The 23,982-nt window shown below is 71.4% G+C and carries 21 protein-coding genes, 1 tRNA gene and 1 pseudogene; 14 read left to right on the plus strand and 9 right to left on the minus strand.

What is annotated here, in order from left to right:
- Positions 1-53 precede the first annotated feature (53 nt).
- A tRNA-Pro gene (locus D9R02_RS06110) sits at positions 54-130 on the plus strand.
- 54 nt (positions 131-184) lie between these two features.
- On the opposite strand, the gene D9R02_RS06115 is transcribed toward D9R02_RS06110, so the two are convergent.
- A complete protein-coding gene (locus tag D9R02_RS06115; RefSeq protein WP_121566547.1) occupies positions 185-952 on the minus strand; it encodes an alpha/beta hydrolase in 768 nt (255 codons plus the stop codon).
- Between the two features lie 239 nt (positions 953-1,191).
- Here D9R02_RS06115 and D9R02_RS06120 point away from each other — a divergent pair, with 239 nt between their 5' ends.
- From D9R02_RS06120 to D9R02_RS06130, 3 genes are all read left to right on the plus strand, one after another.
- Entirely contained in the window at positions 1,192-1,665 is a 474-nt protein-coding gene (locus tag D9R02_RS06120; RefSeq protein ID WP_102613899.1) for a hypothetical protein, read from the plus strand.
- Positions 1,666-1,697: 32 nt separating this feature from the next.
- Entirely contained in the window at positions 1,698-2,846 is a 1,149-nt protein-coding gene (locus D9R02_RS06125) for a MalY/PatB family protein (protein WP_121566548.1), read from the plus strand.
- Positions 2,847-2,981: 135 nt separating this feature from the next.
- Entirely contained in the window at positions 2,982-3,980 is a 999-nt protein-coding gene (locus D9R02_RS06130) for a CobW family GTP-binding protein (protein WP_102613897.1), read from the plus strand.
- A gap of 117 nt (positions 3,981-4,097) precedes the next feature.
- On the opposite strand, the gene D9R02_RS06135 is transcribed toward D9R02_RS06130, so the two are convergent.
- Together D9R02_RS06135 and D9R02_RS06140 are read right to left on the minus strand one after the other, a co-directional pair.
- Positions 4,098-4,787, minus strand: coding sequence for a potassium channel family protein (locus D9R02_RS06135; RefSeq protein ID WP_039101427.1), 690 nt, complete (start codon positions 4,785-4,787; stop codon positions 4,098-4,100).
- A 93-nt stretch (positions 4,788-4,880) separates the two neighbouring features.
- Entirely contained in the window at positions 4,881-6,320 is a 1,440-nt protein-coding gene (locus D9R02_RS06140) for a TrkH family potassium uptake protein (RefSeq protein WP_083310898.1), read from the minus strand.
- A 146-nt stretch (positions 6,321-6,466) separates the two neighbouring features.
- Here D9R02_RS06140 and gcvH point away from each other — a divergent pair, with 146 nt between their 5' ends.
- The 5 genes from gcvH to D9R02_RS06165 all read left to right on the plus strand — a co-directional run bounded on the left by gcvH (position 6,467) and on the right by D9R02_RS06165 (position 9,367).
- A complete protein-coding gene (gene gcvH, locus D9R02_RS06145) occupies positions 6,467-6,853 on the plus strand; it encodes a glycine cleavage system protein GcvH (protein ID WP_019311009.1) in 387 nt (128 codons plus the stop codon).
- A 32-nt stretch (positions 6,854-6,885) separates the two neighbouring features.
- Positions 6,886-7,329: an FHA domain-containing protein gene (locus D9R02_RS06150; RefSeq protein ID WP_019311010.1), complete on the plus strand. Its 444-nt coding sequence runs from the start codon at positions 6,886-6,888 to the stop codon at positions 7,327-7,329.
- Between the two features lie 8 nt (positions 7,330-7,337).
- Positions 7,338-8,096 (plus strand): transcriptional regulator FtsR, encoded by a 759-nt coding sequence (gene ftsR / locus D9R02_RS06155; protein WP_070636541.1) that lies wholly within the window; start codon positions 7,338-7,340, stop codon positions 8,094-8,096.
- Positions 8,093-8,605 (plus strand): bifunctional nuclease family protein, encoded by a 513-nt coding sequence (locus tag D9R02_RS06160; RefSeq protein ID WP_121566549.1) that lies wholly within the window; start codon positions 8,093-8,095, stop codon positions 8,603-8,605. The genes ftsR and D9R02_RS06160 overlap by 4 nt, the downstream gene beginning before the upstream one ends.
- Positions 8,606-8,821: 216 nt before the next feature.
- On the plus strand, positions 8,822-9,367 hold the full coding sequence (locus tag D9R02_RS06165) for a MerR family transcriptional regulator (RefSeq protein ID WP_223110124.1): 546 nt from the start codon (positions 8,822-8,824) through the stop codon (positions 9,365-9,367).
- Between the two features lie 16 nt (positions 9,368-9,383).
- Here D9R02_RS06165 and D9R02_RS06170 read toward each other — a convergent pair whose 3' ends face one another.
- Positions 9,384-10,220 (minus strand): ParA family protein, encoded by an 837-nt coding sequence (locus D9R02_RS06170; RefSeq protein WP_121566550.1) that lies wholly within the window; start codon positions 10,218-10,220, stop codon positions 9,384-9,386.
- Positions 10,221-10,423: 203 nt separating this feature from the next.
- On the opposite strand from D9R02_RS06170, the gene D9R02_RS06175 reads away from it, so the two are divergent.
- Both D9R02_RS06175 and D9R02_RS06180 read left to right on the plus strand, forming a co-directional pair.
- Complete coding sequence (locus D9R02_RS06175) at positions 10,424-13,873, plus strand: pyruvate carboxylase (RefSeq protein WP_121566551.1); 3,450 nt, start codon at positions 10,424-10,426, stop codon at positions 13,871-13,873.
- 90 nt (positions 13,874-13,963) lie between these two features.
- A complete protein-coding gene (locus D9R02_RS06180) occupies positions 13,964-15,388 on the plus strand; it encodes a mycothione reductase (RefSeq protein WP_183085955.1) in 1,425 nt (474 codons plus the stop codon).
- 59 nt (positions 15,389-15,447) lie between these two features.
- On the opposite strand, the gene D9R02_RS06185 is transcribed toward D9R02_RS06180, so the two are convergent.
- From D9R02_RS06185 to D9R02_RS06195, 3 genes are all read right to left on the minus strand, one after another.
- A complete protein-coding gene (locus D9R02_RS06185) occupies positions 15,448-17,256 on the minus strand; it encodes an AMP-dependent synthetase/ligase (RefSeq protein WP_102613894.1) in 1,809 nt (602 codons plus the stop codon).
- A gap of 128 nt (positions 17,257-17,384) precedes the next feature.
- The gene (locus tag D9R02_RS06190) at positions 17,385-17,798 is read right to left on the minus strand and encodes a hypothetical protein (protein WP_039100795.1); all 414 of its coding nucleotides are present in this window, start codon (positions 17,796-17,798) and stop codon (positions 17,385-17,387) included.
- Complete coding sequence (locus D9R02_RS06195; RefSeq protein WP_047978313.1) at positions 17,795-18,583, minus strand: alpha/beta hydrolase; 789 nt, start codon at positions 18,581-18,583, stop codon at positions 17,795-17,797. The genes D9R02_RS06190 and D9R02_RS06195 overlap by 4 nt, the downstream gene beginning before the upstream one ends.
- Before the next feature lie 131 nt (positions 18,584-18,714).
- Here D9R02_RS06195 and D9R02_RS06200 point away from each other — a divergent pair, with 131 nt between their 5' ends.
- Both D9R02_RS06200 and D9R02_RS06205 read left to right on the plus strand, forming a co-directional pair.
- The gene (locus tag D9R02_RS06200; RefSeq protein WP_121566553.1) at positions 18,715-19,581 is read left to right on the plus strand and encodes a lysophospholipid acyltransferase family protein; all 867 of its coding nucleotides are present in this window, start codon (positions 18,715-18,717) and stop codon (positions 19,579-19,581) included.
- A 9-nt stretch (positions 19,582-19,590) separates the two neighbouring features.
- A complete protein-coding gene (locus D9R02_RS06205; protein ID WP_039100798.1) occupies positions 19,591-20,985 on the plus strand; it encodes a class II 3-deoxy-7-phosphoheptulonate synthase in 1,395 nt (464 codons plus the stop codon).
- A gap of 88 nt (positions 20,986-21,073) precedes the next feature.
- Here D9R02_RS06205 and D9R02_RS06210 read toward each other — a convergent pair whose 3' ends face one another.
- Together D9R02_RS06210 and D9R02_RS12440 are read right to left on the minus strand one after the other, a co-directional pair.
- Entirely contained in the window at positions 21,074-23,020 is a 1,947-nt protein-coding gene (locus tag D9R02_RS06210; RefSeq protein WP_121566554.1) for a protein kinase domain-containing protein, read from the minus strand.
- 4 nt (positions 23,021-23,024) lie between these two features.
- Positions 23,025-23,396: a lytic transglycosylase domain-containing protein gene (locus D9R02_RS12440; protein ID WP_438819414.1), complete on the minus strand. Its 372-nt coding sequence runs from the start codon at positions 23,394-23,396 to the stop codon at positions 23,025-23,027.
- Between the two features lie 459 nt (positions 23,397-23,855).
- On the opposite strand from D9R02_RS12440, the pseudogene D9R02_RS06220 reads away from it, so the two are divergent.
- Positions 23,856-23,982, plus strand: a pseudogene (locus D9R02_RS06220) (polyprenyl synthetase family protein); the annotation flags it as partial.

Consider the following 23,982-nt stretch of genomic DNA (forward strand, 5'->3'; position numbering starts at 1 on the left):
GGGTAATGTATCCCAAGTGTTCGGCGCTGGTTCCCCAGGGCTGAGCACGGTCGCGGGATGTGGCGCAGCTTGGTAGCGCACTTGACTGGGGGTCAAGGGGTCGCAGGTTCAAATCCTGTCATCCCGACCAATCACCCCGGTAGGACGGTCGTCCTACCGGGGTTTTTCGTGCCTGCCAGGCCCCTCACGTGTTCTTCGTGAGCCGCACCCACCCGTCGGACAGTGCAGCGCGCAGCCCCGCCGTGCGCGACACCGGCGCCAGCGCGTGGGACAGGCACGCCACGGCGTCGTACCCCTCGTGGTCCACGCCCGGCAGCACGTGGAGGTGGGTGTCGAAACCCGCCGCACGGTACGCCGCCACGCCCTCCTCGGCGGCGCCCAGCGCGCTCCACTCGGGCGGGTTGGTGGCGCCGTCCACGTCCAGCTCACCCACCCACCAGTGCATGGCGGTGGAGCCGATGCAGGGGCGGGCCTTCTTCTTGCAGGCCACCGGCGCGTCGGCCCCGCCGCCCCCGATGATGACGGCCCCGCCGCGGGCCATGCCCTCGATGCCGCGGTCGAGCAGCTCGTAGGTGATGAACTCCGCGCCCCCGCTGTAGCCGATCAGCCAGATGGTCGAGGAGTCCACGTCCGGGTGCCGCGCCACGAGGTGCTCGTGCAGCGCACGGAAGAACTTGCCGTTGCCCTTGCAGTCCTCCCACCACGTGTACCCGTCCCCGCGGCCGTCCGTGTCCGGGGTGTTCACGGCCACGAGCATGAGGTTCCGGGCCTGCGCCGCCACGGCGAGCCGGGCGAGGTCCCCTTCCTCGGGCCAGTTGATCGAGGTGTCGTCCAGGTCCCAGTAGTCGCCGTCGAAGTAGTACAGGAACCCCGCGGTGCCCGTGCGCCACACGTGGTACCAGGACCGCATGCCGTTGGGCGCGGTGAAGTCGATGAAAGTCTCCGGTGTCATGATCCCCCCCAGATCGTGAAGCCTCGGTGCCGCGGCCACGTCCCCCGCGCGGCGTCGCCCCCAGTATGACGCAGCGCCCCGGTGACCACCTCCGGACGACGCGGCCGGACGACGCCGCGGGGGTGCCTCCCGCGGCGCCGTGACGCGCGGCGTCGTCCGACCGACCCGCACCCGCCCGGGGGTGGTGGGGTGGTGGGGTGGCGTGCTTGGCTGGAAGCACACAGAGGAAGGGAAGCACCATGAGCAGCGTCATCACCACCTACCTGCAGGACCACCACGCCGGATCGGCCGCGGGAGTGGACGCGTTCCGCCGCGTGGCCGAGTTCCACGGGGACGCCGAGGTGCGCGAGGCGGTGGGTCGCATGGCGGAGGACATCGCGCAGGACCAGGTCGCCCTGGAACAGGTCATGGCCTCGGTGGGGGTCCAGCCGGCGGGGCTCAAGGACCTTCCCGCGCGCGCGGCCGAGAGGCTCGCGCGGCTCAAGCCGAACGAACGGATCAGCAGGCGCTCGCCGCTGTCCGACATCGAGGAGCTGGAGGCTCTCGTGGCCGCCGTCCACGCGAAGCGGCTAGGGTGGCGAATGCTCCTGGAGGCTCCGGACGACAGGCTGGACCGTGATCTGCTGCGGCGGCTGTGCGAGCGCGCCGAGGAGCAGGAGAAGACGCTGGACCTGTTGCGGCTGGGGCAGGCCCACAAGCTCACCAGCTCGTGACGTCCCCGCCGCGCACCGTTCGAAGGGACCCCATGACCACCGCCGACCAGATGCCCTCCCTGCGCCGACGCACGAGCACCAAGTGGCGCAGCTACCCCGAGGACGTCCTGCCCATGTTCATCGCGGAGATGGACTTTCCCACGCCGCCCCCGGTCAAGGCCGCGCTGGAGGCAGCGATCGAGAACAACGACACGGGATACGCGGCCACGGCGGACCGCGGTGCGGCGCAGGCGTACGCGGACTTCGCGGCCGCACGCTGGGGCTGGCGGCCGGATCCCGAGCGCATCATGTACACCACGGACGTCACCGTGGTGATCGTGGAGGCGCTGCGCCGGCTCATCCGTCCCGGCGAGGGCGTGGTCCTCCCCCCGCCGGTGTACGCCCCGTTCTACCACCTGGTCGCGGAGGCGGGGGGCCGCCCGGTGGAGGTCCCGTTGCGGGACGACGGCGCCGCGTACCGTCTGGACCTGCCCGGCATCGACGCCGCGCTGGCCGCGGGCGCCCGCGCGGTGCTGCTGTGCAACCCCCACAACCCGCTGGGCCTGGTCCACGACCGCGAGGAGCTGGCGGAGCTCGCCGAGATCGTGGAGCGGCACGGCGCCCACGTGGTGAGTGACGAGATCCACGCACCGCTCACGCACCGCGGTGCCACCTTCACCCCGTACCTGTCCGTGTCCGACGCCGCCCGTCGGCACGGTGTCGCGGCGGCCTCCGGGAGCAAGGCCTTCAACCTCGCGGGGCTCAAGGCCGCCATGTTCGTGGTGGACTCCGAGCCCATGGCCCAGTGGCTGGCCACGGTGCCCGACGCCGTGTCCTACCGGACGGGGATCATGGGCCTGCTGGCCACGCAGGAGGGCTTCCGGCACGCCACGGACTGGTTGGACGCGACCATCGAGGTGATCGAGAGCAACATCGCGCTGCTCGAGCGCCAGCTCGCGGACAAGCTGCCGCAGGTCCGGTTCCGCCGGGGCAGCGCCACGTACCTGGCCTGGCTCGACATGCGGGACCTGGGCTGGGGGGACGACCCTGCCGAGCACGCGGCGGAGCACGCCAAGGTGGCGCTGTCATCAGGCCCCACGTTCGGTGCCGGGGGAGCGGGTTTCGCGCGCATGAACCTGGCGTGCTCCCCGGACACGATCGTGGAGGCGGTGGACCGGCTCAGCTCGGCCGCGCGCGGATGACGTCTTGCGTACTGCGGCTCGGCCGGGGCACACTGCTGGCCCCGTGAACAGAACACCGTCGGTCCGTGGTGGCGGTGGCCTGCGGTGCCCGCGGCGCAACGCCCCCACGTCATCGCACCGCGTGGAAGGAGCCCCGTGACCCGTACCGTCCCCGTGCTGATCCTCACCGGCTACCTGGGCGCCGGCAAGACCACCGTGCTCAACCACGTCCTGGCCACGGGCGGGGGCCGTGTGGGAGTGGTGATCAACGACTTCGGGGACGTGAACGTGGACGCCGGTCTCGTGGCGGGCCACGTGGCGGAACCCCTGTCGATCGCGGGCGGCTGCCTGTGCTGCCTGCAGGACCCCGCGCAGCTGGACGACGCACTGCGCACCCTGTCCCGCCCGGCACTGGACCTCGACGCCATCGTCATCGAGGGCTCGGGGATCGCGGAACCGCCCGCGCTGCTCCAGCTCGTGCTGGGCAGCACCGTGGACTCCGTCCGCTTCGGCGGTCTCGTGGAGGTCGTCGACGCCGCCCACGTGCCCCACGCCGAGCAGCGCGGCTGGGACCTCGCGCAGCACGTCAAGGCCGCCGCGCTCGTGCTGCTCACCAAGACCGACGTGGCGGAGCCCCACGAGTCCGCGCGCGTGCGCGAGCGGATCGCGCAGGCCAATCCCCACGCCATGGTGCTCGACGCACCGTGGGGAGCCGTGGACCCCCGACTGTTCTTCGACGCCGCGGAGCGTGCCGTGCCCGAGGGCGGCCAGCTCCCGCTGTGGGAGCTCGGCACCGCCGGCGGGCACGCGCACCACGTCCACCACCGCGCCGCGAGCCTGGACGTGCCCGCCACGGTGGACCCGGCGGCGCTCGCGGACCTGCTGGAGGATCCCCCGGCGCAGGTCTACCGCGTCAAGGCCGTGGTGGACGTGCCCACGGTCCGCGGAGCCCGCCGCTACGTGGCGCACTCCGTGGCAGGGTTCGTCACGGTCGAGCGGGCACCGCGGCCGGCGGGCGCGGCGCCACACTCGGTGGTCGTGGCCATCGGCCCGGAGAACGATGCCGCCGTGCCCGTGGATCTCACGGGTATCGTCAACCGGTCCCCAGCTCCGGCCGCCGCACGCGAGCTGCGCCGCCTCACCCGGTTCCTGTGAGACCCGCCGTCCTGCAACGCCCGGCCCTGGGAGACCTGCGGCGATGCCCGGGACCGGTGCGGCAGGTTCATCGCCGCCTCAGGGGCGGACGGATCCGAACGTCGGGGGAGTGGCCGGTCAGGTGAGGTTGGAGAAGTGCTCCACCTTCCGGGTGGGCCCCGTCACCAGGATCTGGTCGTCGTCGTAGAGCATGGTCCCGGCCTCGATGGGCTCCCACTGCCCGCCCGGGCGGCACACGGCCACGACCGAGACCCCCAGCCGCTGCCTCACGTTCAGCAGGTCCATGGGGCGCTGCTGGATGGGTTCCGGCGGGGTGCAGCGGACCAGCGCGTGGCCGTCGTCGATCGGCACGAAGTCCAGGATCCGGTGCTGCACCAGGTGCGCTGCCCGGGTGCCCATGTCGCTCTCGGGGTTGACCACGTTCTGCACGCCCAGCTGCGTGAGGATCTCGGCGTGCGGCTCGGTGAGGGCCTTGGCCCAGATGCCCGGGCACCCGAACTTCACGAGCCGGGACGCGGTGAGGATGCTCGCCTCGATGTTGGAGCCAATACCCACCACCACGCGCTCGAACTCGTCCACGGACAGCTCGCGCAGCACGTCCTCGTCCGTGGCGTCCGCGCGCACCACCGAGGTCAGCTTGCCGTTGAAGCGCTGCACGGTGGCCTGGTCGTGGTCGATGCCCAGCACGTCGGTCTCGTTGCGCATGAGCTCCAGGGCGAGGGCACCCCCGAACCGACCCAGCCCGATCACGGCCACGGCGTCGGACATGCCTCGACGGGAGATCTCGGAGAGTTGGGAACCGAACATGGGACTTCCTTCCGGGGTGGGGCGTCCTGCGGCGGCGGGATGCCGGGAAAGCGCTGCGCGGCGTCGTGCCGGATCAGCGCGGGAGCGGGTGGATCAGCCGATGAGCGGCCGTTCCTTGGGCAGGCCGAACGAGGGCGGACGTCGACCGTAGGCGATCGCGGCGGCCACGGTGACCGGACCCAGCCGGCCCATGACCATCAGGGCGATCAGCACGCACTGGGCAAAGGGCTCCAGTGCGGGCGTGATCCCAGTGCTCAGACCCACCGTGGAGAACGCGGAGACCACCTCGAACAGCACCCGGTCCAGTCCCAGGGACTGGTCCGTGAGCATGAGCAGCATGGACCCTCCGATGACGGCCCCGGCGGCCAGCACCACCACCGTGATCGCCTCGCGCTGCACGGAGCGGGAGAGCTGCTTGCCGAGCACGGGCACGGCGGCACCGCCCCGGATCTCCGTGAGCGCGATGAAGAACAGCACGCCGAACGTGGTGACCTTGAGCCCGCCGGCGGTGCCCGCAGGGCCACCGCCGATGAACATGAGGATGTCCATGCCGAGCCACGACACGGGGTGCATCTGGGAGATGTCGATGCTGTTGAACCCCGCGGTGCGGCAGATCGTGGACTGGAAGAACGCGTTGAGCACCTTGACGGCGGGGGACTGCGACCCGAGGGTGGCCGGGTTGCTCCACTCGAGCACCAGGATGAACACGGTGCCGCTGAGGAGCAGCAGCGGGGTGGCGAACAGCACCAGGCGGGTGTTCATGCTCCACCGGTGCGGAATCCTGATGTGCCGCCGCAGCTCGGCGAGGACCGGGAAACCCAGGCCGCCCAGGATCACGCACGAGGACAGGGTGAGCAGCACCACGGCGTCGCCCGAGAAGTCCATCACGTTGAGTGTGTAGAGCGCGAAACCGGCGTTGTTGAACGCTGACACCGCGTGGAAGACCCCGTGCCACAGTGCGGTGCCCACGGAATAGTCGTAGTGCAGCAGGAACCGCAGGAACAGGATGGTGGCCGCGGTGCCCTCGATGACCAGGGTGGTCCCCACGATGCGTGCGACCACGAGGCGCGCTCCGCCACCGGACTTGGTCTCCGCGCTGGTCAGCAGCCGGGCGGAGAGACCGAGCCGACGGGACAGCAGGATTCCCAGCATGGTGGTGAACGTCATGACGCCGAGCCCGCCCACCTGGATGAGACAAATGATCACCACCTGGCCGAACGGGGTCCAGTACGTGGCGGTGTCCACGGTGATCAGCCCCGTGACGCACAGCGCCGAGGTGGCGGTGAAGGCCGCCGTGATCACGTCCGTGCTGCCCGGGGCCACCGTGGCCAGCGGCAGCATGAGCAGACCCGTTCCCGTGAGCAGCGCCAGCAGGAACGCGGAGAGAATCAGACGCGCGGAACGCCCCGGGGTCAGCTCGTGGACGTGCAGGGGGTCCCGGCGGGACCTCATCGTGGGGACGGTCCGGCGGATCCGGGAGCCGTGGGTGTGGACGCGGATCGCCGCCTGGCGAAAAGCCTCGGTGATGGGCACCGGGCCAAAATACCCCGGTGGCGGCCCCCGGACACCCATTCGTGGCGCTGCGCACGGAGCGTGTTGGGCGAGGGCGACACGGTTGCACTGCACACGCACGCGTGTGATGTGCGCTACTGCCGCGTATGTGCCCTAAACTGACCGGCATGACCAACATTCCCGCGGAACTCGCGTACACGGCAGAGCACGAGTGGGTCCAGGACCTCAACGACGACAGCACCTTCAAGGTGGGCATCACCGACCACGCCCAGAGTGAGCTGGGTGAGGTCGTCTTCGTCCAGCTGCCGGAGGTCGGGGACTCCGTCACGGCGGGGGACGTGGTGGGGGAGATCGAGTCCACCAAGTCCGTGAGCGACCTCTTCGCTCCCGTCAGCGGTGAGATCGTCTCCGTCAACGACGAGCTCTCGGACACCCCGGGGCTGCTCAACGACGCACCCTACGAGGCCGGCTGGCTCTTCACGGTGCGGGTGGAGTCCCAGGACGCCACGGCCGACCTGCTGGACGCGCAGGCCTACCAGCAGCTGCTGGACTAGACTCGAACTTCCACGTGAGCTGAGGGGAACCCATGCCTAATCAAGAGAACTCGGGCGCGCAGTCGGGCCCGGAGACCACGTCCATCCAGATCGTCGCGGACGTGCTCTCCACCGCCGCGCACCACAAACTCACCGAGGGTGAGCAGAACGCCGTGGCCTCGCTTCCCCCGGGGTCTGCTCTGCTGCTCGAGACCAACGGTGGGCTGACGGGTGCGCGCTTCCTGCTGGACCGGGACGAGGTCGTGGCCGGACGCCACCCCGCGTGCTCCGTGTTCCTGGACGACGTCACCGTCTCCCGGCGGCACGCGGAGTTCATCCGCCGCAACAACACCTTCGAGATCGTGGACCAGGCCTCGCTCAACGGCACGTACGTCAACAGCGACCGCGTGAACACCAAGGTGCTCGAGAACGGTGACGAGGTGCAGATCGGCAAGTTCCGCTTCACGTTCTACCACTCCGTGCAGAACGGGTCCTGACACCCTCCATGCCTGAGACCGGACTCCCGCAGACCGCCCGTGTCGGCATCGGCGCACTGCTGCGTCAGCTGCAGCCGCGCTTCCCGGATCTGACCGCGTCGAAGGTGCGTTTCCTGGAGGACCAGGGTCTTGTGCACCCGCACCGCACCGCGTCCGGATACCGCAAGTACTCGGAGCAGGATGTGGAGCGTCTCACCACGGTGCTCAGTCTGCAGCAGGAGAGGTATCTTCCGCTGCGGGTCATCAGGGAACGCCTGGACCGCGGGGAGGACCCCGCCGCCGGCGCCGAACGGCAGCGTCCTCGGGTGCCGGTGGACGCCGCGGAGCCAGGGGCCGCCGACGCCGGAGACCCGCCTCGCCCGAGCTCGGCCCGGTACTCGTTGCGCGAGCTCGCCGCGAGATCCGGAACGGAGGTCCCGCTGCTGCGCGAGCTGCTGACCCACGGGCTGATCGTGGAGCGCTCCGGCGCCTACGACGAGCACGCCCTGGCCGTGGCGGTGGCCGCCGGGAAGCTCCGCGGCTACGGCATCGAGCCCCGGCACCTGCGCGTGCTGCGGGGTGCCTCCGAGCGCGTCGTGGCACTGGTGGACGGCAGCGTGGCGCCGCTGCGCACGCGACGCGATCCGGAGACCCGACGCAGGGCCGTGCTGCGCGCCCGTGAGATCGCGGCGTTGTGCCTCTCCGTGATGTCCGCGGTGGTCACCACCCAGGTGGACGACACGGTGCGTTCCTTCCACACCCCGGACTCCTCCGGGAGCGACACGTGAGCGCGGACGTCCACATGGAGATCGCGGGGGTGCGCATGGACGTCCCCACGGGCCAGCCCGTGGTGGTGCTGCGGGAACTGGACGGGCCCCGTCGTCTGCCCATCTGGCTGGGCACCAACGAGGCCACGTCGATCGTGTTCGCCCTGCAGGGGATCGAGCCCCCTCGCCCGCTGACCCACGACCTGCTGCTGGCGGTGGTGGGGGGGCTGGGCCGCAGCATCACCCGAGTGGTGGTGCACACCGTGGAGGACACGGTGTTTTACGCGGCCATCTCCTTCGACGACGCCACCGTGGTGGATGCCAGGGCCTCGGACGCGCTCGCCCTCGCGGCGCGCACCGGGTGCCCCATCCTGTGCTCCTCGGCCGTGCTGGACGAGGCGGGGCTGGTGCTCAGCCCGGACGGCGAGCTGCGGGAGCAGGCGGCGGAGTCGCCAGGGGGAGCGGAGGCCCAGGTGAGGGAGTTCCGCGACTTCCTGGACCATGTGGACCCGGACGACTTCCAGTCCTGACCGCCCCGGTGCACACGGGGTGCGCCTCCCACGCCGACACGACCTGAACCGCACCGGATGTCTTTGACCCGTTCCAGCCGGGGGTTTACCGTCGGGGGAGCATGGTGGGCCGTCTCCTGCCCGCCCCACGCACGAGGAGGACGCTTGAGCAATCCTGAGTTGCCGCTGGACGCGGCGCAGCTGCGCGCATCCTCCCTGGCCGGGGGAACGCAGGAGATGCTGTTCTCGGACGACCTCACCGCGCTCGACGAGACCGTGGGCTTCCGCGGACCCACCGCGTGCAAGGCCGCCGGCATCAGCTACCGGCAGCTCGACTACTGGGCGCGCACCAGCCTCGTGGAGCCCACGGTGCGCGGCGCCAAGGGATCCGGCTCGCAGCGTCTCTACAGCTTCCGGGACATCCTCGTCCTCAAGGTGGTCAAGCGGCTGCTCGACACCGGCGTCTCCCTGCAGCAGATCCGCTCCGCCGTGGGCGCCCTGCGTCTCAGGGGCATCGAGGACCTCACCCGGCTGACCCTGATGTCCGACGGCGCGAGTGTCTACGAGTGCACCTCCCCCCACGAGGTCATCGACCTCGTCCAGGGCGGGCAGGGTGTGTTCGGCATCGCCGTGGGCCGCGTGTGGCGCGAGGTGGAGGCCACCCTGGCCTCCATGCCCGCAGAGCATGCCTCCCTGGAGGGTGCCGCGGAGGCCGCGGGGCCGTTCCCCGAGGACGAGCTCTCCGCGCGTCGCGCACGGCGTCGCACGAAGAACGCCGGCTGACCGGGAGGGCATCGCCTCAGCGCGTGAGCCCCTCCAGCACGGCGGTGAAGCGTCCGGCGATCTCGGCCGCTTCCGCACCCGGCCAGCGGTGCACGGGCCACGCCGCCCCCTGAGCCTGCTGCACCACCGGGAGGTCGGGCAGCACGGGGTCCACCACGAGCGGCCCGAACAGGTCCCGGAGTTCCCGCAGCCGGTGCTGCTGCTCCTGGGAGGCGCTGCGCACCCTGTTGACCACGACCCCTGCCTCGGGCACGGCCCAGATGCGGGAGGACTCGAACTGCGCCAGGGCGCTCATGGTGCGTTTCGTCCCGGCCACGGAGAACAGCGACGGCTCGGCCACCGAGAGGACCTTGTGGGAGGCCGCCCACGCCATGCGGGTGAGCGCGCTGAGGGTGGGCGGGCAGTCGACGAGCACGAGTTCGTAGCGGTCCAGCCCACGCAGAGCGGTCTCCAGCCGTTTCAGGTCCTTCGGCCGGTACGCCGCGTGGTCCAGGTGCGACGACGCCGCGGACCCCGGGGCGACGTCGAGCATGGGAACGCGCGTGGTGCGGGCGGCATCCGGCGCCCAGGCGCGGGGGCCGGCCGTGGAGGTGTCCGGGGTGATGGGGTGCGTGGTCCAGGGCGAGGCCTCGGCCACCGAGGCGAGAGCGCCTTTGCGGGGCCGGCGGAGCACGGTGCCCACCTCGTGGCCCGCGCGCGCGTGCACACCCAGTGCCGTGGAGGCGTCCCCGTGGGGGTCGAGGTCCACGACCAGCGTGGGGATCCTGGCGTCCAACGCGGCGGATGCCAGCCCCAGGACCACGGAGGACTTGCCCACGCCGCCCTTGAGGCTGCTGATGCTGACGATCTGCACGGATGACCCTTCTGTAACCCAAAGGGGGGCTGTCCGCCGCCCCGTTACATGCTAATCGGTGCCCTTCGGGGGACAGGGCAGACGTGCCGTGACACGATCACCGGATCACGCTCCCGTGAGGTCTGGCTCACGTAAGCTGAGAGCCGGTATCAACTCCTCACCCAGTGCGCGCGCCCTTGCGGCCGTGCACGGAAACGGACGTCATGTTTTCCAAGATCTTGGTGGCCAACCGTGGCGAGATCGCCATCCGCGCCTTCCGCGCGGCGTACGAGCTCGGCGCAGGGACCGTGGCGGTGTTCCCCCACGAGGACCGCAACTCCATCCACCGGCAGAAGGCCGACGAGGCCTACAACATCGGTGAGGAGGGCCACCCGGTCCGGGCGTACCTGGACGTGGCGGAGATCGTGCGCGTGGCCAAGGAGTCCGGGGCGGATGCCATCTACCCGGGCTACGGGTTCCTGTCCGAGAACCCCGAGCTGGCCCGGGCCGCGGCGGCGGAGGGCATCACGTTCGTGGGTCCGCGCGCCGAGATCCTGGAGCTCGCCGGGAACAAGGTGGAGGCGCTGCGTGCCGCTCGGCGTGCCGGGATCCCCACCCTGGACTCCTCGGAGCCCTCATCGGACAAGGACGCGCTGATCGCGGCCGCCGAGAAGATCGGCTACCCCGTGTTCGTCAAGGCCGTGGCCGGCGGCGGCGGGCGCGGCATGCGCCGCGTGGAGAGCCCCGAGCAGCTGCCCGGCGCCCTGGACGCGGCGATGCGCGAGGCGGACACCGCCTTCGGTGATCCCACGGTGTTCATCGAGCAGGCCGTGCTGCGCCCCCGGCACATCGAGGTGCAGATCCTCGCGGACAACGAGGGCAACATCGTGCACCTGTTCGAGCGCGACTGCTCCCTGCAGCGGCGCCACCAGAAGGTCATCGAGATCGCCCCGGCCCCGCAGCTGGACCCCGAGATCCGGGACGCCCTGCACCGCGACGCCGTGAAGTTCGCCAAGGAGCTGGGCTACGTGAACGCCGGGACCGTCGAGTTCCTCGTGGACACCGCCGGTGAGCGCGCGGGCCAGCACGTGTTCATCGAGATGAACCCGCGCATCCAGGTGGAGCACACCGTGACCGAGGAGATCACGGACGTGGACCTCGTGCAGTCCCAGCTGCGGATCGCCGCGGGGGAGACTCTCGAGGACCTGGGCATCAGCCAGAACGGCCTGCGGGTTCGCGGCGCGGCGCTGCAGTGCCGCATCACCACCGAGGACCCCGCGAACGACTTCCGCCCGGACGTGGGCAAGGTCTCCGCCTACCGCTCCGCGGGCGGCGCCGGCGTGCGCCTGGACGGCGGCACGCTGTACGCGGGTGCCGAGATCTCTCCGCACTTCGACTCGATGCTGGTGAAGCTCACGTGCCGTGGCCGCGACTACGAGACCGCCGTGCTGCGCGCCCGGCGAGCGCTGGCGGAGTTCCGCATCCGCGGGATCGCCACGAACATCCAGTTCCTGCAGTCGGTGCTGCACAACCCCGACTTCCTGGCCGGCGACGTGGCCACGGACTTCATCGAGAACCACCCGGATCTGCTCAAGGGCAAGGGCTCGGCGGACCGTGGTACTCGCGCCCTGAACTACCTGGCCGAGATCACGGTGAACAAGCCCAACGGTGAGCGCGTGGACGGCATCGACCCGCGTGACAAGCTTCCGCACTACCCGGGTGACAAGAGGGACGAGCCCTACCGCAGCCCCTTCGACGGGCCCTCCCAGCACGAGGTGCCCTCGGGATGGCGCCAGGTGCTGCAGGAGAAGGGCCCCGAGGGTTTCGCCCGCGCCCTGCGTGAGTACGAGCCGCTCGCGGTGACCTCCACGACCTTCCGCGACGCCCACCAGTCGCTGCTGGCCACGCGGGTGCGCACCCGCGACCTGCTCGCGGCGGCCCCGGCCTACGCCCACCTGCTGCCGGGTCTGCTCTCGGTCGAGGCCTGGGGCGGCGCCACGTACGACGTCGCGCTGCGCTTCCTGGGGGAGGACCCCTGGGAGCGGCTGCGGCTGCTGCGCGAGGCCATGCCCAACATCCCCATCCAGATGCTGCTGCGCGGGCGGAACACCGTGGGCTACACGCCGTACCCCGTGGAGGTGACCAACGCGTTCGTCGCGGAGGCCGCGGAGACGGGTGTGGACATCTTCCGCATCTTCGACGCGCTGAACGACGTGGAGCAGATGCGCCCGGCCATCGAGGCCGTGCGCGCCACCGGGACCGCGGTGGCCGAGGTGGCCCTGTGCTACACGGGCAACATGCTGGACCCGGACGAGACCGTCTACACGCTGGACTACTACCTGGATCTCGCGCAGCAGTGCGTGGACGCCGGGGCCCACGTGCTCGCGATCAAGGACATGGCGGGTCTGCTGCGCCCCGAGGCGGCACGCCGGCTCGTCACGGCGCTGCGCGAGCGCTTCGACCTCCCGCTGCACCTGCACACCCACGACACCGCGGGCGGTCAGCTGGCCACCCTGCTCGCCGCGTCCGAGGCGGGCGTGGACGCGGTCGATGTCGCGGCGGCGTCGATGGCGGGGACCACGTCCCAGGTCTCCGGCTCCGCGCTCGTGGCGGCGCTGGAGAACACCGAGCGCGACACCAACCTGGGCCTGGACGTCGTGAGCGACATGGAGCCCTACTGGGAGGTCGTGCGCTCGATCTACAAGCCCTTCGAGTCCGGGCTCACGAGCCCCACGGGCCGCGTGTACCGCCACGAGATCCCGGGCGGACAGCTCTCCAACCTGCGGCAGCAGGCGATCGCACTGGGCCTGGGTGAGAAGTTCGAGGCCATCGAGGACATGTACTACGCCGCGGACAAGATGCTCGGGCACCTGGTCAAGGTCACGCCGTCCTCCAAGGTGGTGGGGGACCTCGCCCTGCAGCTCGTGGGCATGGACGTGGACCCCGCGGAGTTCGAGGCGGACCCCCGCAAGTTCGACATCCCGGCCTCGGTGATCAACTTCCTGGCCGGGGAGCTGGGGACCCCGCCCGCGGGCTGGCCCGAGCCGTTCCGCACCAAGGCCCTCGAGGGACGCACCGTGAACCTCGCGGACGAGGAGCTCTCGGCGGAGGACCGCGAGGCGCTCGAGCAGCCCGGTGCGGTGCGCTGTGCCACGCTCAACCGCCTGCTGTTCCCGGGGCCCACGAAGGACTTCGAGTCCTCCCGCACCAAGTACGGTGACGTCTCCGTGCTGCACACGCGCGACTTCCTCTACGGCCTGGACCAGGACCACGAGCACGTGATCTCGCTGGGCAAGGGTGTGCGCCTGCTGGTGACCCTGCAGGCCATCTCCGAACCGGACGAGAAGGGCATGCGCACCGTCATGGTGACCCTCAACGGCCAGCTGCGCCTGCTGGAGATCCGCGACGAGTCCGTGAAGTCGCAGGCCGTGGAGACCGAGAAGGCGGACACGTCCCAGCCGGGCCACGTGGCGGCGCCGTTCGCCGGCGCGGTCACGGTCACCGTCTCGGAGGGCGACACCGTCTCCGCCGGGGACTCGGTGGCCACGATCGAGGCCATGAAGATGGAGGCCTCCATCACGGCTCCCGTGGGCGGAACGGTATCCCGCGTGGCGCTCGCCGACACCGCGCACGTGAGCGGCGGGGACCTGGTCCTGGTGATCGACCCCCAGTGATGCGCAGGGATTCCCACCGCGGCCACGCCGTGGGCTGAACGGACGCCACCCCGCACCCCGTGTGCGGGGTGGCGTCCTAGCATGGGGCCCATGCGATCTTTCGACCTGATCATCGTCGGCTCCGGCTCGGGCAACTCGCTGCTCACGGACGAGTACCGGGACCTGGACGTGGCCATCGTGGAACCCGGCCGCTTCGGGGGCACGTGTCTCAACGTGGGCTGCATCCCCACCAAGATGTACGTGTATCCCGCCACCGTGGCGGACCAGGCACGGGACGCCGGGCGGCTCGGGCTGGACGCCACGGTCGACGGCGTGGACTGGTCGGGGATGCGGGACCGGATCTTCGGTCGGATCGACGCGATCTCCGAGGGCGGGCTCGACTACCGGCGCTCGCTGGAGAACGTCACGGTCATCCAGGAGTACGTGCACTTCGTGGAGCCCCGCGTGCTGGAGACGGACTCGGGGGAGCGGATCACCGCCCCCCGGATCGTGCTGGCCAACGGCTCCCGCGTGCACGTCCCGGACGTGCCCGGCACGGATCTGCCGGGGGTGCACACGTCGGACACGGTGATGCGCATACCGGAGCTGCCGCGGCACGTGGTGGTGGTGGGCGGCGGCTACATCGCGGCCGAGTTCTGCCACGTGTTCCAGGGCCTCGGCTCCTCGGTCACGCAGCTCAACCGCTCGCAGCGCCTGCTGCGCGCCCACGACGACACGATCGCCGAGCGCTTCACCCGTGAGGCCGCCGCGCACTGGGACCTTCAGCTGGGGTGGAGCCTCACGGGCATCCGGACCTCCGAGGACGGCCGGCTCACGGTCTCGGCGGACGCGAGCGACGGCTCCGGGAAGCAGTGGGAGCGCACCGCAGACGTGGTGCTGCTCGCCACCGGGCGCATCCCCAACGCGGACACCCTGAACCCCGGAGCGGCCCACCTTGACGTCACCGAGCGCGGGCTGCTCGCCGTGGACGAGCAGCAGCGGGTGCTCTCGGGCGGGCAGCCGGTCGAAGGCCTCTGGGCACTCGGCGACGTGTCTTCCCCGCACCAGCTCAAGCACGTGGCGAACGCCGAGGCCAGGGTGGTCTCCCACAACGTGGTCCACCCGGACGACCAGCACAGCACCGACCACCGCTTCGTGCCCGCCGCGGTATTCACGGAGCCGCAGATCGCGTCCGTGGGCATGACCGAGCGTGCTGCGCGGGCCTGGGCGGAGCGCACGGGCCACGAGATCGCCGTCAAGGTGCAGGACTTCGGCGACGTGGCGTACGGGTGGGCCATGGAGGACCACGTGGGTCTCTGCAAGCTCATCGCGGACTCCGGCACCGGGGAGCTGCTCGGGGCGCACCTGATCGGCCGGGAGGCGTCCAACCTGATCCAGCCGCTCGTGCAGGGCATGGCCTTCGGGCTGCGCGTCCACGAGATGGCGCGCGGACAGTACTGGATCCACCCCGCCCTCGCCGAGGTCGTGGAGAACGCGCTGCTCGGGCTGGACGTCCCGGGCCAGCGCGCGGACTGAACGACGACGCCGCCCGCACCCCGGGGCGGTGGGTGCGGGCGGCGTCGTGGTCGCGGGGGCTACCTTGCGTAGATGTCGTCGATGACGTCCGTGAAGTCCTCGGCGACCACGGCCCGCTTGAGCTTGAGGGACGGCGTGAGGTAGCCGTCCTCCACGGTGAGGTCGCGGTCCAGGATCCGGAAGGCCTTGATGCCCTCAGCGCGCGAGACCTTGGTGTTCGCGTGGTCCACGATCCGCTGCACGTGCTCGATCACGGCTTTCTCCCGGGACGCCTCCGCGATGCTCAGGCCCGGGTCCAGCCCGAGGGTGGGCAGGACGTTGGCCAGGGTCTCGGGGTCGAGCGTGATCAGGGCGGCCACGAACGGGCGGTTCTCACCCACCACCATGATCTGCCCCACCGTGGCGGTCGCGCGGATGGGATCCTCCAGCATCGTGGGAATCACGTTCTTGCCGCTCGCCGTGACGATGATCTCCTTCTTGCGGCCGGTGACGGTCAGCAGGCCCTCGTCGTCCAGGTGCCCCAGGTCTCCGGTGGCGAACCAGCCGTCGTGGAAGGCCTCGGCGGTCTTCTCGGGCAGCCCGTTGTAGCGTTCGAAGACGTTCACGCCGCGCACCAGGATCTCGCCGTCCTCCGCGATGGCCACCTCGTTGCCGGGCATGGGGTGGCCCACGGTGCCCAGCCGGTTGATGCTCGGCACGTTCGCGGAGATGGGCGCCGTGGTCTCGGTGAGCCCGTAGCCCTCTACCACGTACACGCCGATGCCGTTGAAGAAGTGCGCGAGGTGCTCGCCCAGCGCCGCCCCGCCCGAGACCGCGTAGCGGACCTCCCCGCCCATGGCCTCGCGCAGGGTGGAGTAGACCAGCTTGTCGTAGAGGCGGTGGCGCGCCGCGAGCCACGGGGAGACGTGCCCCTGCTGGGAGGCCTTGGACCACGCGGCGGCCGTGGCCACCGCGCGCTCGAAGATCATCTTCTTCACGGGTGAGCCCGCCTGGGCCTTGAAGCGGGCCCCCACCAGGATCTTCTCGAAGACCCGCGGCACCGCCAGGATGAAGGTCGGCTTGAACCGCGCGAGGTCGTCCATGAGCTGGGAGACGTCCGGGGTGTGTGCCAGAGCGATGCCGGCGTCCAGGGAGGTGACCTCCACGAACCGGGCGAACACGTGGGCCAGCGGCAGGAACAGCAGGGTGCGCGCTCCCTCGTGCATGAGCTCCCCGGCCACGGGGATCGTGTTCTGGGAGCACGCCACGAAGTTTCGGTGGGTCAGCTCGCAGCCCTTGGGCGGTCCGGTGGTCCCGGACGTGTAGATGAGCGTGGCGGCGTCGTCCAGGCTCACGCCGTCGTACGGGGTCTGCAGGTCCTCGCGCCCGGCGCCCGCCCGCACCACGGCGTCCAGGGAGATCTGCGCGTCGTCCGTGTCGAACACCCGGATGCGCTGCTCGGCCGGGAAGGGGGTGATGCCGTGGGCCTCGCGCACGCGCCCGGCCAGCTCGTCCGTCTCGACGAACACGGCCGTGGCGTGCGAGTCCGAGAGGATCCACGCGATCTGGTCCGGGGAGGAGGTGTCGTAGACCGGCACGGGGACGGCACCGAGCCACCACAGGGCGAAGTCCACGAGCGTCCACTCGTAGCGGGTGCGGCTCAGCAGACCCACACGGTCCCCGGGGCGAATGCCCTGGGCGGCCATCCCGCGGGCGAGGGCCACCACCTCGGCGCGGAACTCACGAGCGGTGACGTCCCGCTCCCGCCCCGGGGCGAGGATCGTGTAGAGCACCAGATCCGGCTGCGTGCGGGCACGCTCCTCGAGGATGTGGGCGATGCCGGGGTAGGGCAGGGGATCGACGATGGCCGGGGCACTGACGCGTCTCATGGGGGTACCTTCCTGGCGAGATTGAGTCTCAGTTTACGGTGTGTTCACCTTCACACCGCGGCGTTGGTGGACGTGTCCACATAAGCGGGGTCGAACCGTGTCGCCCTGCCCGCGGTGGGACACGGGCGTCACAGGACCGCACCGTCGTCGTCCTCGGGGGAGTCCTCCGGCAGGGCACGGAACACGAGGAACAGCCCGGCCACGGTTCCGGCGAGACCCGCGCCCCAGACCACGCCGGGCAGCGGACCGGGCAGCACGGTGAGCCCCAGCATGATCACGAGCACCGCGAGCAGCACGCTCAGCGCGCGCAGCATGGCGGGGGACACCCCGCCCGTCACCGGGCCGGGATCGGGATCGTAGACGGCGTCCGCATCGACCTCGTCCAGCTCCTCCGGGATGTCCTCCGGGGGCTGCTCCCGGGGAACCCACTCGAGGTCCTCGGCCCAGGGCTCCATGTCCTCGTCGTCCCCGGGGACGTCGTCCCACGTGTTGGACCGGATGATGCTCTCGAAGGGATCCTCTGACGCGTCCCGGGAGCTCACGCCGTCTCCGGCAGAAGCGGCAGACCGCGGCACACCCGCTGCACGGCGTCCCGCGAGGTCTGCTCGACCAGCGGCGCGTCGTGGTCCAGGGTGGCCACGTGGTAGCTGTCCGGCAGGGGAACCACCCGCACCGGACCGCGCGTGCGCTGCGCCACGAGGTCCGCGGAGGCACCCGAGACCACGTGGTCCACCTCGGAGCGGAACACGATCGCCGGGGCGGTGACCGCCGGCAGCATCTGCACCGTGCGGTGCATGAGCACGTTGAGCTGCGCCACCGCGGCCAGCGGCGTGCGGTCGTACGCCGCCTCCAGGACGGACTCCTTGCGGATGTCGCTGCCGATCCCCGCGTAGGACGGCACCGCGGTGGCGAGCACCCGGCTGAACCGCGCCGCCCTGTTCACCAGGGACAGCGCGGGGTTCACGAGCAGCACGCCGGCGACCTCGCGGCGGGCCGCGGTGTGCAGGGCGAGGGCCCCGCCCATGGACAGCCCGCACACGACCACGTGCTCGTGCCGCTGCCGCAGCTGCCAGTAGTGCTCGTCCACGGCGTCGCGCCACGCCTGCCACGGCTGCGCCGCGAGGTCCTGCCAGTGGGTTCCGTGGCCCGGCAGCAGCGGCACACTCACCCCGGGAGCCGCGCCGGCGGCGTCGGTGGCCGTGTGGATCGCCCGGGCCCAGTCCGCCACGGAAGCGGTCGTGGAGCTGAAGCCGTGGAGCACCAGGACCCCCACGGAGGAGGTGCCGGGCAGGTTCAGGGAGTCGTGTCGTTGCAGATCCGATGACATGGCGCCATTGTGCCAGCCGCCGCCACCCGCATGAGAGAATCGCCCGGGACCGACCGGGGCCACTGGACCGGGCGTCCCGCCGAACGGGCCGAACGGGCCCGCGACCCGCGCCGACGAAAGGGCACACGCTCATGGTGTACATGTTCCTCAGGAACTACGTGGTGGCACCCGTGGTCAACAGGGTATGCCGACCCACCGTGATCGGTCTGGAGCACGTCCCGTCCCACGGCTCCGCGATCCTGGCGAGCAACCACCTCTCGGTGCCGGACACCATCTTCATGCCGGTGGCCGTTCCCCGGCAGGTCTTCTTCCTGGCCAAGTCCGAGTACTTCAACACCCCTGGCCTCAAGGGGCGCCTCACGGCGGCGTTCTTCAAGGCGATCAACCAGATCCCCATGGACCGCCGCGGCGGTCAGGCCAGCGCCAAGTCCCTGAGCGCGGGGGGCCAGGCCCTGGCCGAGGGCAAGCTGCTGGGCATCTACCCCGAGGGCACCCGCTCCCCGGACGGGCGGCTCTACCGCGGCAAGGTGGGAGTGGCCCGCCTCGCCCTGGAGTCCGGAGCCCCCGTGATCCCCGTGGCCATGATCGGCACGGACAAGATGCAGCCGCTGGGCTCCCGTTTTCCGGACCCCCGCCGCGCCCGGATCACCACGATCTTCGGCGAGCCCATGGACTTCTCCCACCTGAGGGGACAGCAGGGGGACCACGCCACGCTGCGGCGAGTGACGGACGAGATCATGGCCGCCATCCAGCGGTTGTCGGGCCAGGAGGTCGCGGACGTCTACGCCACCGAGCACAAGCGCCGGATGGCGGAAGGGAAGACCTCCGCACTGCTGGCGCAGGCCAAGGAGGTGGCCCAGGCCACCAGGGACAAGGGCCGTTCCGTCACGGGCGCGGTGTCCCAGCAGGCCGGTCACCTCAATGACACCCTGCACCGCCGTCCGCATGGCGGGACGGACTCCGGGGCGGATGACGGGACCCCTGGCCCCACGGCCTAGACTGGGGGAATGAGTTCCGAGACCCTGCCTGAACAGCTCCGATCCGTGATGACCCCCTCGCCGAGCGCGGCGGACTACCCCGGACTCGACGAGTGGCGGGGAAGGAGCATCGGGCAGCATCCCCAGTGGGCGGAGCACCCGGACTTCGCGGCCACCATCCAGGAGCTGGGCGCGGTCCCGCCCCTGGTCTTCGCCGGGGAGGTGGACACCCTCCGGGAACGTCTCGCCCAGGTGGCCAACGGGGAGGCCTTCTTCCTCCAGGGCGGCGACTGCGCGGAAACGTTCGCGGGAGCGACCGCGGACAAGATCTCCGGCCGCGTCCGCACACTGCTGCAGATGGCGGTGGTGCTCACCTACGGCGCCTCCATGCCCGTGGTGAAGATGGGCCGGATGGCCGGGCAGTTCTCCAAGCCGCGCTCCTCCAACGAGGAAACCCGCGACGGCGTCACCCTGCCCTCGTTCCGCGGTGAGATGGTCAACGGCTTCGACTTCACCGAGGAGTCCCGCGTCCACGATCCCCGCCGGATGCTGCGCGGCTACCACACCTCGGCCTCCACCCTGAACCTGATCCGCGCCTTCACCCAGGGTGGTTTCGCGGACCTGCGGCGCGTGCACGCGTGGAACATGGGTTTCGCGGCGAACCCCGCCTACGCCCGGTACGAGTCGATGGCGCGCGAGATCGACCACGCCGTCAAGTTCATGGCCGCGTGCGGCTCCGACTTCGACGCCCTCAAGACCACCGAGTTCTTCGCGGGCCACGAGGCCCTGCTGCTGGACTACGAGCGGGCGCTCACGCGCATCGACTCCCGCACGCACCTGCCGTACGGCACGTCGGGCCACTTCCTGTGGATCGGCGAGCGCACGCGCGACCTCGACGGCGCCCACGTGGACCTGCTCTCGAGGCTGCGCAACCCGATCGGCGTCAAGCTCGGCCCCGGCACCTCCGGCGACGACGCACTGCGCCTGATCGACGCTCTCGATCCCGACCGCGAGCCCGGACGTCTCACGTTCATCACCCGCATGGGCGCGAAGAACATCCGGGAGAAGCTGCCCCCGGTCATCAAGGCGGTCGAGGACTCCGGTGCGAAGCCCGTCTGGGTCACCGATCCCATGCACGGCAACACCGTGTCCCTGGCGTCGGGGTACAAGACCCGCAACTTCGAGGACGTGGTGGACGAGGTGCGCGGCTTCTTCGAGGTGCACCGAGAGCTCGGCACGTTCCCCGGCGGCATCCACGTGGAGATGACCGGTGACGACGTTGCCGAGTGCCTCGGCGGCTCGGACCCCGTGGCCGAGTCCTCCTTCGCCGAGCGCTACGAGACGCTCTGCGATCCGCGGCTCAACCACAAGCAGTCGCTCGAGATCGCGTTCCTGGTGGCGGAGTACCTCTCCGCCCAGCACTGACGGTCGTGTCCCCGCGCCGGGCCCCGGCCGTCCGGCGCGGGCACCTGGGCGTCCTGTGCCGACGGCCGGTCGGGAACCGCGCGGGGGCTCAGAGGACGGTGAGCACCACGGTGTCGCCGTCCTCGCGCTGGCGCACCACGCGGTTCAGGTGCGAGCCCACGGGGGAGTCGATCTGCACGGTGTAGCCCTGCTCCTCCAGGGTGGTCCGCGCCGTCTCGGCGTCCTTGCCCACCACGTTCGGGACCGGTCCCTGCGGTGAGTCCGTGGCCACGGTGAGGGACATCTGCGTTCCCTCGTCCACGCGGCTGCCCGCCTCGGGGGACTGGGACAGCACGGTGCCCGCCGGCCGCGTCGAGTACTCCCGGGTGACCCCGCCGAGACCGAGACCCGCGGCGCTCACGGCCGCCCCGGCGTCGTCGGCCGACATCCCGGTCAGGGCCGGAACGTCCACCTGGGCGGGACCGGAGGAGACCAGGAGATTGACCTGCTCGATCCCCCGGACGGTGGCGGGCGCGGCGGGATCGGTGGAGATCACCGTGCCCTCGGGCGCCTCGCGGCTCGGGGTGGTGCTCACGCCCACGTTGGAGATCCCCGCGGCGTTCAGCGTGCGCTCGGCCGCCGCGGTGTCCTGCCCCGCCACCGGGGGGACCGTGGCGGTGGCCGTCCCGGGCGCGGAGCCCAGCCACCAGCCCAGGAACGCCGCCACCGTGAGCAGCAGCGCGAACACCACGAGCACGAGGGCCACGTGCAGCGGCTGGGCCGGGGGGTTCAGGCGCACACGCGGCTCGTGCGGCGAGCGGTGCGCCGTGGACCCCACCTGGGTGAGCGCCACCGTGCCCGTGGCGTCCTCCTCGTAGGCGGGCAGGATCGGGGTGCCGTGACCTCCGGGGGGCACCCCGGCGTTCGCGCCCACGACCTCGGTGGGGGCCTCGTGCCCCGAGGTGCCGAGGGCCTCCGTGGGGGCGTCGTGCCAAGGCGCCCCGAGGGCCTCCGTGGGAGCCTCCTGCATGAGGGTGCCGATGGCCTCGGTGGGCAGGTCCTGCACCCCGGGGCCCATGGCCTCGGTGGCCTCCTCCCCGGAGCCGTCCGCGGTGCCGGCGCCAACGGCCTCGGTGGGTGCCTCCTCCGGATGGCCGGTGGGAGAGTGGGGACCTCGAACGAAGACCTCGGTGGCCGCCTCCCCCAGGAGCGGCGGATCCGCGGGAGCGGGCAGGGAGCGTCGCACGGCGAGGGCGAGGTCCAGCAGCTCGGCGGCGTCCGCGGGGCGCCGGGACGCGTCGCGGGAGGTGGCCCGCAGCACGAACTCGTCCAGGGCGGGGGACACTCCCGCGGCGATCCCGCTCGGGGCGGGCACGTCCCGGCTCACGTGCGCGGTGGCGACCTGCAGGGCCGTGCCCGTGTACGGGCGGGAGCCCGTGAGCATCTCGTAGGCCATGATGCCCACGGCGTACACGTCGCTGCGCTGGTCCACGGGGCCGTCGCCCACCAGCTCTGGCGCGGCGTAGCCCACGGTGCCCAGCACGGTGGTGCTGGTCGTGTGGTCGTCCACGGCGCGCGTGAGGCCGAAGTCCGCGACCTTCACCTGCCCGTCCGCGGTGAGCAGGACGTTCTCGGGCTTGACGTCGCGGTGCACCAGGCCGGTGCGGTGCGCCCTGGCGAGGCCCCGGAGCACCGGCACGAGCAGCTCGAGGGCGCGGTGCGGGTCCATCGGCGCCTCGCGTGCGACGACCTCGCGCAGGGTGGGCCCGTCCACGAACTCGAGCACCAGGTACAGCACGCCGTCGTCGGTGCGCCCCTGGTCCAGCACGGCCACCACGTGGGGGTCGTGGAGCCGGGCGGCGGCCTTCGCCTCGCGTTCGGCCCGGGTGACGAAGCGGGGGTCGTCCGCGAAGTGCGGGTGCATGATCTTCAGGGCCACGGGGCGGTCGAGGCGCTCGTCCAGGCCCTCGTAGACGGCCGCCGTTCCCCCGTGGGCGATCCGCCGGAGAACGCGGTAGCGGTTCTCGAGCAGGGCCCCCACACGGTGGTCGTTCATGCTGCTACTGGGCAAATTTCCGTTCCTGTGCGCTCACGGCCTTGACGTATGCCTTGGTGTCGGAATACATACCGTACGTGGTCACGCCGTGCAGTCCCTGGTAGTAGGCGCCGATCCCGGTGGCCTTGTCCGGGGCCCTGTCCTGCAGCGCCCGGATGATGGCCATGCCCGCGGTGATGTTGTCCTGCGGGTCCAGCAGGTCCAGGTCGCGGCCCACCATGGCGGAGGCCCAGTCGCCGGCGGCCGGCACCACCTGCATGGTGCCCACGGCGTCCGCCGGGGACACGACGTCGTGGCGGAACCCCGACTCCTGGGACGCGTGGGCCAGCGCGAGGGCCGGGTCCACGCCCATGTCGCGGGCGGTGGCCTCCACCATCTGCCGGATCTGGGCCGGCGGCGGCACGGCGCGCGAGCGCAGCTGCTCGTGGTGCGCGTTGGCCGAGTCCACCACCTCCCGGGGGTACTGGCGGCCCGCGAAGGAGTCTCCCACGGCGGGTTCCTCGTCCGGTGCCGCGGTCCCGGAGCGCTCGGGCGCGGGGGACGACACCGCCGCGTCCGCCCTGTGCTCGGGCGCCGCACCGGGGATCACGAGGGTGCGTCCGGGGCGCAGCACGTCGTTCGGGGAGAGCGAGTTGGCCCGCAGGAGGTCGCCCACGCTCACCTCGTAGCGCAGGGCGAGGTCCCACAGGGTGTCCCCGGCGGCCACGCTGTGGTGCGTTCGGGCGGGTGCGGGCGTGGAGCTGCCGCCCGCGGGGGACGGCTTCGGGGCGTTCTTCCCCCGGGCGGGGGCCGCCTCCCCGTCCGCGGGGTTCGAGGTCTCGGGGATGCGCAGCCGCTGGCCGGGGCGGACGACGAGTTCCTGGCCGCGTGCGCCGCGTTCACCCTTCCCCTGGGAGAGGCGTTCCAGCTGCGCGACGACGTCCTGGGTGTGTTCGGCGACCCGGAGACCACGGGCAAACCCG

It is taken from the genome of Kocuria rhizophila (genome assembly GCF_003667225.1).
Taxonomy (GTDB): Bacteria; Actinomycetota; Actinomycetes; order Actinomycetales; family Micrococcaceae; genus Kocuria; species Kocuria rhizophila.